The organism is Corynebacterium sp. HMSC076D02, from assembly GCF_001813815.1.
Lineage (GTDB): Bacteria > Actinomycetota > Actinomycetes > Mycobacteriales > Mycobacteriaceae > Corynebacterium > Corynebacterium simulans.
In genome coordinates this window covers 1-10,745 of the sequence record NZ_KV814050.1, presented here as the reverse complement: position 1 = coordinate 10,745, position 10,745 = coordinate 1, and the positions used below count along the sequence as shown (strand labels likewise).

Sequence of the window (10,745 nt, the reverse complement as noted above, 5' to 3'; positions counted from 1 at the left end):
AAGGCACATCGCAATGATCTGCTTGAAGTTGACCACAAGGACCAGCTCCTTCCAAGTAGAAGTTGACGCAACACCAGCGGATTGTGGTGTCGCCAACATCAACTATGAAAGAAAACCCCTTGTAGTACCGGATACACGGAACACCGGTACCAACTGCGCGGACTCGCGGTACCAACTACCCCAAATCGACATCTACTTCGCCAGTTATCTGGAGATATAGTCAAATGTCACCATGGCAAACGGCACGCTACGGACCGAAACTATCCCCTATCCCGTAACGGTAGAGTTGGCGCCATTTAGCCCACCTGTCCCCCACAACTCATACGGAGCTTTCCTCATGGCCCGCTTTTCTGCACGCCAGCTCAAGCGCTTCATGGGATTCTGGCCGCCCTTCTTGGGCGCTGGCATCAAGATCCAAGAATTTGCTGATGACGGCACTCGCGTCGTTGTCAGCCACAGGCCAAACATGCTGACCAAGAACGCCATGGGTGTTGCCTTCGGTGGCACGCTCTCCGCCATGACGGACCCGTTCTTCATGCTTGCGTCCATGCATCGACTGGGCAAGGAGTACCGCATCTGGGATGCCGCTGGTGAGATTAAGTACCTGAAACCCGGCCGCGGCACGGTCACCGCCGATATGCGTATCCCCGAGGAGACTTACGCGCTCATCGAAGAAAAGACGGCCAACGGTGAGAAGTATTTGCATTGGTTCGACGTGGACATCATCGATGAGGAAGGCGATGTCGTCGCTCATGTGCGCCGCCAAGTCTATTACCGGCGCAAGCAGAAACAAGCTGCACTTGGCCACAGACGCTGGCTAGTGACGCTTGGACTACTGAGGGTGCTTCCCGAAATTCTTGTGCTGTGTTTATCTAGTGCTTTGAAGCCATTTTGAGCACACCGGGAAAAATTGTGTTGTAGAAAGCCTCACGCCCAACTATTCTTGCGGGTACAGCGCCAACCCAAGAAGGATAAAGCTGGGTTCCCGAATGGGAGTAGGGCTTCGGCCTGAAAATTCCTTTGCTCCGAGGGTTGGCGTTTTTACTTTGCTTTCGCCTTGGCCTGCAAAGCATCAATACACGTCCCTGGCTCTTTTTCGAGTTGTGCAACGATAAACTCGATTGCTCGCTGAGAGTATGTCCAGGATGAATTGGGTTCTCCAGCGGTGCTGCGATCGTGTGCGTACCTGGCATCCTCTCTAAATTGGAATACCTTATTGAAGAGATTGAAGTGCCACCGGTTGAATAACTTTTCCTCGCCTCGGAAGTAAATAGTGGTTTTAGACTTCCTTAACCGGTTTCGCACCTCTTTTACTGCATTACCAACTGTGTAAGGGTAATAGGAAGCAGCATCTCGGATGTCTTTAACGATGGTGACGCCGGCTTCCGCGTCTTTGTCGACATAGACGTTAAGGTCGGCATCCTTCGCCTTCTTGACGATGCGCAGGTTTGTCTCGTAGATGACGGCAGCAGCACCTCCTTCTCCGGTTCCTGCCGCGTCGGCGGCTAGCTGCCTCATCTTAAGAAGCTTCTCTGCGACATGAGGCTCGTACTTCGTCCGAATCACGTCAGGGTCAATTGCACCGCGGCGCACGGCCAACGTCAAGTGATTCTCCGGTATTAAATCACTAACGGATTCACCATGAAGATCGAGGAGCTTATCTACATAATTCATGACAGACTTTTGCAGGAACGGTCCGATGAAAATCTCATACTCATCAGTGATGAAGTGAGTATTGACATTGCGGAAGCGAATGATTTCCGCCATGTTGATGCGCAGGGGATCTTTATCATTCGTAAAAATCTTCTTGAGACAGTCTGCTAGAGCAATTGTCTTTCCAGATTCGTCCGAGTAATAGATCGACTCGATTCCCCGCTCTCGGATCAGGTACGCCTTGAGCATTAGTTCCCATGCGTTGCAGAGAAAAATTGAACAGGTCTCCACGTGGTATTTCAACGTTGGCCTGTTGTACAGCTCCACTGCAAGAGCAAAAGCTTCCTTGCTCTTTTCTAGGAGCCGCTCAATAATCTCTTCCTGTCCCTTATCCACAGGAACCATTCTAACTTCTGCCCCGAGTCATCTCTTCGGCGTTCTCAGCCTGTTCCCTGCCTACGCTCGGTAATAGCACGGACGATCCGGAAGTCAGTGATGATAGGAAAATACCCCAGCTGAAACACTGTTCTAGCTGGGGCTTAATGGAGACTAAGACGTCGGATTTGATAAGTGCGGCGTGAGAGCAAGAACTCTTGTTGAGCAGGGGTTTCGTGATTCTGAAGTAATTTCATTCGCTACAGGGCGCGGTTTCTTGCTGTTGTGAGGTGGTTCTCTAACCGCACTCAAGGTGAGTGCTGGTGTTCAGGGGGTGTGGTTTGCGTTTTCCGTTAGCGGGTATCGACTAAGGGGGGGCGTTGTTCTTTCCACGGTCCTCTTTGTTAGCGTAGAATAGTGAAGATGGTAATGACTTTTAGGGTCGCTAACTTAACTACCTGCTCAGTTAGGTGAGGGAGGCGTGAATGGAAGCGGAACCTGAGAAGACGACGATGGATTTTTATAATATGTCGGATTTTCTGCGTGGTCAGTCATCGAAGATCATCACGAAGCTGTCCGAGGAAGATGAGGCGGCTTTCGTGTTGAAGAATGGCAGGCCCATGGCGGTGTTGATATCGATTGACCGGTATGAGCGGTTGATGAAGGCCGGCATAGACATCACTGATTACTAAATTGTTTTCTACGAGGGATTTTGGATGGCAGTGAAAAAGACAGAGCTTTACTCGTTGCTGTGGGAAGCAGCTAATAAGCTTCGTGGAGGTGTGGAGCCTGCACGCTACAAGGACTATGTGCTCACCTTGCTGTTTTTCAAGTACGTATCCGACCGCTACAAGGGGCAACGCTTCGGCGACTTCACCATCAGCGAGGGAGCGTCTTTTGATGACCTGTCCAAAGCCAAAGGCAAGAAAGACGTTGGTGAGCGCGTCGATAAAATCCTCTCCTCGTTCTTAGAAGAAAACCGCCTTCAGGGCTCACTACCCGAGGTGTCGTTCAACAATGAGGACGAGCTAGGGCGCGGCAAGGAACTCATCGACAAGGTCTCCGGGCTGATCCGAATCTTCGAAAACCCTGCCATCGATTTCAAATCGAACCGCGCTAGCGGCGATGACATCATCGGGGATGCCTACGAGTATTTCATGATGAAGTTCGCCCAAGAATCCGGCAAGAGTAAGGGCCAGTTTTATACCCCGTCCGAGGTTTCTCGCACCATGGCCCGCCTGCTAGGTATCAGCCGCATTGACGGAAACTCAAAGCGGTCTTGGACGCTGTACGATCCTGCGTGTGGCAGTGGTTCCCTGTTAATCCGCGCTGCCGACGAAGCTCCGGTTAACGAGTACGGCGAGTCTGTGGTGACTATCTTCGGTCAGGAGAAAGATAAATCCACGGCAGGTCTAGCGAAGATGAACTTAGTTCTCCACCAGCAAAACACTGGAGACATTAAGACTAATTCGACTCTATCTAGCCCGCAGTACAAGGATGGCTACGGGCAGCTTCAGAAGTTTGATTTTATCGTGATGAATCCACCATTCTCCGATAAATCTGTTATGTCCATAGGGTTTTTGGACATGGAGTCCGGTGTCTTCTTGGACACGGAATCCATGGTGTTTGTGGACACTTCTAGCGGTTTATGGTTGTTGCCTGCGTTTGGGCCGGGGTTTGGATAGTTTCGGGTTCATCCGGGGTGGTTGGCGATGTTTCATTCCTTCAACGAGGTTGATGTTGATCTGGCCACCTGGCGGCCTGTGACTCAACGTGATCGGCAGTGGCACGCTGAAGAGGAATTCACCGTCATGGGCTGTGTAGAACTCCGCAACGTTATCGGCTGTGACTGTGGAGTAGAGCCTGCGGTTTTTAAACCTCAGACCGATGTAGAGACCGAAGCCGCACACGCGTACAACGCCATCTTTGTTCACACAGAGTTGGTCTGGGATGCCCCAGTGGTTTGTTGATTGTGTCGTCGATGCCGTTAGTGTTGGGGTATCGGTGGGAGGTATGCCTTGCAAAGCTGCCATGTCATCGGTGTTGGCCTCGTGTGAAGTTGCCGCTTCCGCGGGGCCGTTGAGCTTTTCGGATACTGCTTGTGGGTTGTGTGCCTGGTTGTAGGCGACTACGCGTTGCCAGACCTGATCAGGATCGAGTGGATGCTGAGGTGATGGTGCCTTGGGGAAGGTATCGAAGGCCTGGCGTGGGGTGATGTGCATTTTGCCGATAAGCAGTGATTGGTGCCGTCGTCGTTCGTTGTAAACCTGGCGGTATTCAGCCAGATATGTGTTGACCTCAGCAAGGCTGACTGGGTGGCGTGCATCGAGGAACTGGGTCAATGTGCGGTGAGAGCGCTCGTCTTTCCCTGGGTTGTCGGGGCGAAACCAGCAATAGCAAGAACACCTTGGCTGGCGAGCCAGGTTTCAGTAGCAGAGAGAAAACCACGGTGGTAGGTGGCGAACACATCGCCATTGTCGGAAAGGATTTCTTGCGGTTTGCCGTAGGCAGCGAACGCTGCGGCCAGCACAGCGCGTGCATCAGTACCGTTTTCTGGCAGGGCGAACGCTGTGGTTCCGACATCGAATCTGCTGGCATCATCGATAATCTGGTAAATCGTGACATGTGTGTGGGCATGGTCAAAGAGGCGATAGACCAGTCCATCGATTTGCCAGAGTTCACCGACGAGATCGCGGGCGAAGCGCTTATAGGAGCTGCGTGGCCGTTTGCGGGCATTGGCATCAACAAATCCCAGTTCATGCAGCCACGCGGCGATTGTAGAACGCGATGGGGTGTAATCTGCGCCTACAGTGTCGAACAAAAAGTAGTAGATCGACCAAGGCCCATAATCTAAGCCTTGCTCCATTAACTGTTGTCTGGCGTGGACGACTGCGATTTTGTCGGCTTCGTTAAATTTCTTAATCGGATTCTTCGGGGCAGTCGAATCCGGCACAATACCTGCGCGGCCCTTCTGCTCTATCCGGTGTTTGATGTTGTGGTACGTCTGCCGCGAGATTCCTAATTCTTTGCAAAACTGTGTGACCGTCTTGCCGTCACGAACGGGATCGAAATCTGCGACCTTTCTACGCTTATGCAATGGAATAGCCATCCGGCTATTCCACCGCCTTAGACGTCCAAAAAGCCACTAGACATCCTGTCCAAAAACCTCTTGGACTCCGTGTCCAAAAAGTCCCTAGACATCACACATTCTCCGATAAATCTTGGTCAGATGGCATCAATCCTGAGCGGGATGAGTACCATCGCTTCGAGGGGTACGGGATTCCTCCTGAAAAGAATGGGGACTGGGCGTGGTTCTTGCATGTTCTCAAATCCCTAAAAGAGGGCGGTAAAGCTGCGATTATTATGCCGCACGGCATTCTCTTTCGAGGTAACTCGGAAGCCACTATCCGAAAGCAGGTATTAGAGCGCAGGTATATCACGGGGATTGTGAGCCTACCTGGAAATCTCTTCTACGGCACAGGTATCCCTGCATGCATTGTTGTCATCGATAAAGAAAATGCTGAGGAGCATGCCGGTATTTTCATGATTGATGCCAGCCAGGGCTTCAAGAAAGAAGGCGCGAAAAACCGGCTACGCGAACAAGACATCGAAAGAATTGTCCGCACCTTCACAAGCCGCACGGAAATCGAGAGCTACTCTCGAGAGGTTTCTTACGAAGAAATCCTCGAGGCCAATGACGGAAACCTCAATGTACCTCGATATATCCAACGCGTCAGCAATGAGCTACCCCAAGACATCACCGCCCACTTGCAAGGTGGCATCCCGAAGAACGATGTGGACTCACTCGATGCCTTGTGGGACATAGCTCCCGACCTTAAACAGTCAATTTTCCAAGAGCTAGATACCGGCAGGTACCAGTTGCTACATGAGCCTGACGAGCTGGCGGCGCTTGTTGCAGCTGACGAGAAGCTTGTGGCGCAAAAGCGCTTCGAGGCTGAGGATCTTATAGAGGTGTGGGCAGATCAAACCAGACCCGCGCTCCTCTCGGTGTCGGCAGTCACAGAGCCACGCATGCTAATCCGTTATATCGGAGCAGACATGCTGCAGATTTTCCGTCAGGCACGCATTCTAGATCGCTTTGACGTTTTCGACGTGCTGATGAACTATTGGAACGAAAAACTTCAAGACGACATCTACATCCTCAAAGCCTCCGGCTTCAATGCTGGCCGAGAAATCGAATACGTCTACGGCACCAAAAAAGCCAAAGACGCTGGTGAGACCATCGCTGTTGAAGACACCGGCAAAGTAAAAAGCTTCGACGGCGTACTCATCCCGGCATCACTAATCGAATCTGAGTACTTCGTATCCGACCAGGTCGATCTAACGGCTATTTCCTCCAAGATTGCCCAGATTGAGGCGGAACTGGAAACAATCCTCGAAGACCAGCCAGAAGAAGACAATCTCTTCACTGAAGTACTCAGCTCGACCGGTAAAGTTATTGAGAAACAACTCAATGCCCGCATAGCAGCGCTTGACTTGTTGAAGAAATCACCAGAACTAGCCGTCCTTGACGAAATCTTCGAACACTTCACCGCTAAGAGGCAGCACGAAGTGGCTCGTCTGCTGAAACAACACCCTAATATTGCTGAGCTGGATACTTACGGAAAGAACGGCAAACCGATCAAAACCAAGCTGACAGCGGCCCGTGCTCAGCTGGCTACCGATACGCCCGTGCCAGAAGCTTACCGAGAAGAATACGAAGCCCTCGCAGGCTACGCGTCAAAGAACGACGAGCTTAAAGCCTTGAAGAAACAAGCAAAGGAGGCTCGTACAGCTCTCGATGAGAAGGTGAAGGGTAAATACGAAGCACTAACCACCGACGAAATCAAGCACTTGCTGTTCGATCTGAAATGGGTAGCACACATCCGCACCACCGTTTCTTCCCTCTACGCCCAGCAGATCGACATCCACGCTAGCCGCATTACCGGAATCGCTAAACGCTACGAACACACCCTTCCCTCCATCGAAAAACGCGTACACGCATCACGCGAGGCTGTGATGCGCAACCTCGAAAGGATGGGCTACACATGGTGACATCTGCGAGAGAGTGGAAAGAAGTACAGCTTGGGGATGTCACCCACGAGCTAACTGGATCTATTGTTCCACTTGCTTCTCCAGACTCAGTTTTTACTGAGTACAGCATGCCTGCTTACGACGCCGGTAGAAAACCGGTGAGAGTACCAGGCTCTTCCATGCTAAGTGCCCGACGTATAATTACTTCTCCTTGCGTTTTGGTGAATAAACTAAACGTTCGCAAACGCAGAGTCTGGATAGTCCCGCAACCAGCTAACAATGCGGTTTCTTCTTTTGAATTTGTCCCTTTAGCTTCTTCTGAGTTGGATCTTGAGTATCTACGAAATCTCGCTTTAAGTAATGATTTTACAGAACACCTAGAATCAAGTACTTCTGGAACGTCTAATAGCCAAAAACGAGTTACAGCAGAAGACATCTTTTCTTTCCAGTTTTTAATGCCACAGTTTCCCGAGCAGCGGGCGATTGCTGAGGTGTTGTCTGGTTTTGATGAGCATTTGGCGAATCTGGACGAGTTGATCGCGAAGAAGAAAAGCATCCGCGACGGAGCACTAGATGCCATGTTCTCTGGCAAAAAACGGATGCGCGGTTTTCAAAATCCCTTTTTAAGGACGAAACTGCTTGAATACTCCGAAGTCCTTACAGGGCTTACGTACAATCCAGCAGATGTTCAAACCAGTGGAGTATTAGTTCTTAGATCATCTAACATCCAAGATGACGTGATCTCACTCGAAGATACTGTTTTCGTTCGCGCGTCCGCCGCAACATCGCCTAGTGTCCAAGCCGGCGATGTTCTTCTTTGCGTTCGCAACGGGAGCACACGTCTTATTGGAAAAACCGCTCAAATCAGTGAAGACGTTCCCAGAGGCACTGCTTTTGGTGCCTTCATGGCGATATTGAGAGCATTGCCAGCAATTGACCCATCATATTTGTATTGGTTCACCAAATCCTCGGCTTTCAGGGAACAAGTTAGGGAAGTTCTCGGAGCGACCATTTATCAAATCACAAAGAGAGATTTAGCTTATTTTACGATCAGTATTCCTGAATCTATTGCTGAGCAAAAGGCTATTGCCGAAGTGCTGTCATCGATGGATGAGGAAATTCGGGTGCTTCAGGCGGAGCGGTTGAAGGTTGGGGTGTTGAAGCTTGGCGCGATGGATGATTTGTTGACTGGGCGGGTGCGCCTGCCTGTTGAGGAGGTAGACGCATGAGCAAGGTGGTTTCTTCGGAGTACGAGGCTCAGAAGCGGCTGATCAAGGACTGCCTCACTAGGGATCTCGACTACACCTATATTGGTAATCTGCATGATCAGCTAAATCGGCCGGTGCGTGAGGATACACTTTCCGATTATTTGATTGATCGTGGCTATCCGAGTTCTGCAGTCTCGAAGGCTGTGCGTGAGCTGGTTGCTTTAACCGGTGATCGTACGCAGTCGTTGTATGAGTTGAACAAGCAGGTGTATTCGCTGTTGCGCTATGGGGTTTCTTATCATGAGCGGGTTGGCGAGAAGGATAAGCGCCTGCATTTTATTGATTGGGAGCATCCTGAGCTGAATCGTTTCGAGGTGGCTGAGGAAGTCAGCGTGCTGCGCACTGCTGGCGCACAAAAGAAACGCCCCGACATCGTCATCTATGTCAACGGTATTGCTGTGGTTATGTTCGAGTTGAAACGCTCGTCTATCGAGGCTACGGAGGGTATCCGCCAGCTTTTGACTAACCAGAAGAAGGAGAACATTCCTGGGTTTTTCACAACCCAACAGTTGCTTTTCGCTGGGAATGAGTCCCAAGGCTTGTTCTATGGCGCGATTGAGACCCCTGAAAAGTTTTATCTGAAGTGGCGTGAAGATCCTAAAGCAACCGATGTAGTTTCGCAGAAGATCCAGGATCTTCTCGCTGAGAAAACTAACCCGTTGCAGCAGGGCGTCGTTTCCATGTGTCAGCAGGAGCGTCTGCTTTCTTTAATTCACGATTTCGTGATTTTCGATGCTGGACGGAAGAAGCTCGCTCGCCATAACCAGTTCTTCGCCTGCATGGCCGCCCGTCCCTTTATTGAGCAGCGCAAGGGTGGCATCATTTGGAATACGCAGGGTTCTGGAAAATCACTGATCATGGCGTGGCTTTCCCAATGGATCATTGAACACATTGATGACAGCCGCGTGGTGATCATTACCGACCGCGATGAATTAGATAAGCAGATCGCGGACTTGTTCGGGGATATTGATCAAAAAATTCGCCGCGCAACCAGTGGGAAAGACCTGCGCGACATTATCAGCGGTAAAGCAACCAAGGATCACGCTAATGATGAGCCGATTGTGTGCTCGCTTATCCACAAGTATGGCCATAACGCTGGTAAGGATTCGGATATTGAACAGTACCGGCGCGCATTGCTAGAGGATTTACCAGCTGATTATGCGGTTAAGGGTAACGTTGTTGCTTTTATTGATGAGGCTCACCGCACGAACTCTGGCAAGCTGCATGAAGCAGTCCGTGTGTTGATGCCCGAGGCTCCGCTGATTGGATTTACCGGGACTCCTATCTTGCAGAAAGACAAGAAGACCACTCTAGAAATATTTGGCCCCTATATCCATACCTACAAGTTTGATGAGGGTGTGCGTGACAGTGTGGTCCTAGATCTGCGTTATGAGCCGCGAGATATCGATCAGGATTTAACTAGCGAAGCGAAGGTTGATAAGTGGTTCGAGGCTAAAACTCAAGGGTTAACTGAGGTAGCTAAGAATAAGTTGAAGTCTTCCTGGTCGACTCTCAACAAGCTGTACTCGTCGAAAGACCGGTTAGAGAAAACTGTTACCGATATCTTGTTTGACATGGAGACCAAGCCGCGTCTGAAGTCTGATCGTGGCACGGCGATGTTGGTGGCGGGCAGTATTTATGAGGCGTGTAAGTATTGGGAACTATTCACTTCTAAAGGTTTTACCCGCTGCGCGGTAGTGACATCTTACGAACCTTCTGACGCGGCGGTTCGTACTGCGACTTCTGATCTTGATCAAGAAGGTGAGGAAGAGTTTAAGAAGCGTATCTATGAGCGAATGCTTGGCGACGAAACTGTAGAGGCTTTCGAAGAACGGGTTAAAGAGCAGTTTAAGAAAGAGCCCGCGAAGATGAAGTTGCTAATCGTGGTGGATAAGCTTCTGACCGGGTTTGATGCGCCAAGCGCATCCTACTTGTATATCGATAAGTCCATGCGTGATCATGATCTGTTTCAGGCGATATGCCGGGTAAACCGTCCCGATGATCCATCAAAGGATTACGGTTACATCGTTGACTACATGGATCTGTTCCGCTCTGTGCAGATGGCTTTCAACGATTACACCGGCGATGCCTTAGAAGATTACGACCGTAAAGATGTTGAGGGCTTATTGAAGAGACGTTCGAGCGAGGCGAAAGCCAAGATGGAAGGTGCTCGTAAGTCGCTAGAGCAGCTTCTGTCTGAGGTTGAGCAGCCTAGGGATGAGGCGGCGCATATCCGTTTCTTCAGCGGTATCCCAGATGGTGCTGAGGGTATCGATGAAGAGGCCCACAGGCGCAACATGTTCTATTCCCTGGTGTCTACCTACACGCGTTCGTTTGCTAACTGTGTCGATTTATTGGGCAGCGAGTTCAACTATACAGAAGAAGAGTTGGCACTGAAGCGTCCTGGGTTTAGTT

Annotated in this window: 8 protein-coding genes and 1 pseudogene; 6 read left to right on the top strand and 3 right to left on the bottom strand. The window is 50.6% G+C overall.

The features are described from left to right. Positions 1-337: 337 nt before the first annotated feature. Positions 338-895 carry a DUF4442 domain-containing protein gene (locus HMPREF2935_RS07230; RefSeq protein WP_232751635.1) on the top strand — a complete coding sequence of 186 codons (558 nt, stop codon included), beginning with the start codon at positions 338-340 and terminating at the stop codon, positions 893-895. A gap of 146 nt (positions 896-1,041) precedes the next feature. On the opposite strand, the gene HMPREF2935_RS07225 is transcribed toward HMPREF2935_RS07230, so the two are convergent. Beyond that, complete coding sequence (locus HMPREF2935_RS07225; RefSeq protein WP_070732598.1) at positions 1,042-2,058, bottom strand: DUF3644 domain-containing protein; 1,017 nt, start codon at positions 2,056-2,058, stop codon at positions 1,042-1,044. Positions 2,059-2,513: 455 nt separating this feature from the next. On the opposite strand from HMPREF2935_RS07225, the gene HMPREF2935_RS07220 reads away from it, so the two are divergent. Continuing rightward, entirely contained in the window at positions 2,514-2,720 is a 207-nt protein-coding gene (locus HMPREF2935_RS07220; RefSeq protein ID WP_049146082.1) for a type II toxin-antitoxin system Phd/YefM family antitoxin, read from the top strand. Between the two features lie 30 nt (positions 2,721-2,750). Beyond that, entirely contained in the window at positions 2,751-3,713 is a 963-nt protein-coding gene (locus HMPREF2935_RS07215) for a type I restriction-modification system subunit M (protein ID WP_201040625.1), read from the top strand. On the opposite strand, the gene HMPREF2935_RS13575 is transcribed toward HMPREF2935_RS07215, so the two are convergent. Beyond that, on the bottom strand, positions 3,675-4,370 hold the full coding sequence (locus tag HMPREF2935_RS13575) for a hypothetical protein (RefSeq protein ID WP_246817799.1): 696 nt from the start codon (positions 4,368-4,370) through the stop codon (positions 3,675-3,677). The two genes, HMPREF2935_RS07215 and HMPREF2935_RS13575, sit on opposite strands and share 39 nt — an antisense overlap. Then, the gene (locus tag HMPREF2935_RS13570) at positions 4,367-5,137 is read right to left on the bottom strand and encodes a helix-turn-helix domain-containing protein (RefSeq protein ID WP_246817798.1); all 771 of its coding nucleotides are present in this window, start codon (positions 5,135-5,137) and stop codon (positions 4,367-4,369) included. The genes HMPREF2935_RS13575 and HMPREF2935_RS13570 overlap by 4 nt, the downstream gene beginning before the upstream one ends. A 107-nt stretch (positions 5,138-5,244) precedes the next feature. On the opposite strand from HMPREF2935_RS13570, the pseudogene HMPREF2935_RS07205 reads away from it, so the two are divergent. From HMPREF2935_RS07205 to HMPREF2935_RS07195, 3 genes and pseudogenes are all read left to right on the top strand, one after another. Further along, positions 5,245-7,083: pseudogene (locus tag HMPREF2935_RS07205) on the top strand (N-6 DNA methylase); the annotation flags it as partial. Beyond that, positions 7,077-8,291: a restriction endonuclease subunit S gene (locus HMPREF2935_RS12725; RefSeq protein ID WP_083313199.1), complete on the top strand. Its 1,215-nt coding sequence runs from the start codon at positions 7,077-7,079 to the stop codon at positions 8,289-8,291. The pseudogene HMPREF2935_RS07205 and the gene HMPREF2935_RS12725, both read left to right, overlap by 7 nt. Continuing rightward, positions 8,288-10,745: type I restriction endonuclease subunit R (locus HMPREF2935_RS07195; RefSeq protein WP_070732593.1), on the top strand; the 2,458-nt coding region annotated here is incomplete at its 3' end. The genes HMPREF2935_RS12725 and HMPREF2935_RS07195, both read left to right, overlap by 4 nt.

Bases quoted from the DNA above. Each gene is read 5' to 3' on its own strand.
- HMPREF2935_RS07230 (WP_232751635.1), top strand. From the start codon at position 338: ATGGCCCGCTTTTCTGCACGCCAGCTCAAGCGCTTCATGGGATTCTGG.
- HMPREF2935_RS07225 (WP_070732598.1), bottom strand. From the start codon at position 2,058: ATGGTTCCTGTGGATAAGGGACAGGAAGAGATTATTGAGCGGCTCCTA.
- HMPREF2935_RS07220 (WP_049146082.1), top strand. From the start codon at position 2,514: ATGGAAGCGGAACCTGAGAAGACGACGATGGATTTTTATAATATGTCG.
- HMPREF2935_RS13570 (WP_246817798.1), bottom strand. From the start codon at position 5,137: ATGGCTATTCCATTGCATAAGCGTAGAAAGGTCGCAGATTTCGATCCC.
- HMPREF2935_RS12725 (WP_083313199.1), top strand. From the start codon at position 7,077: ATGGTGACATCTGCGAGAGAGTGGAAAGAAGTACAGCTTGGGGATGTC.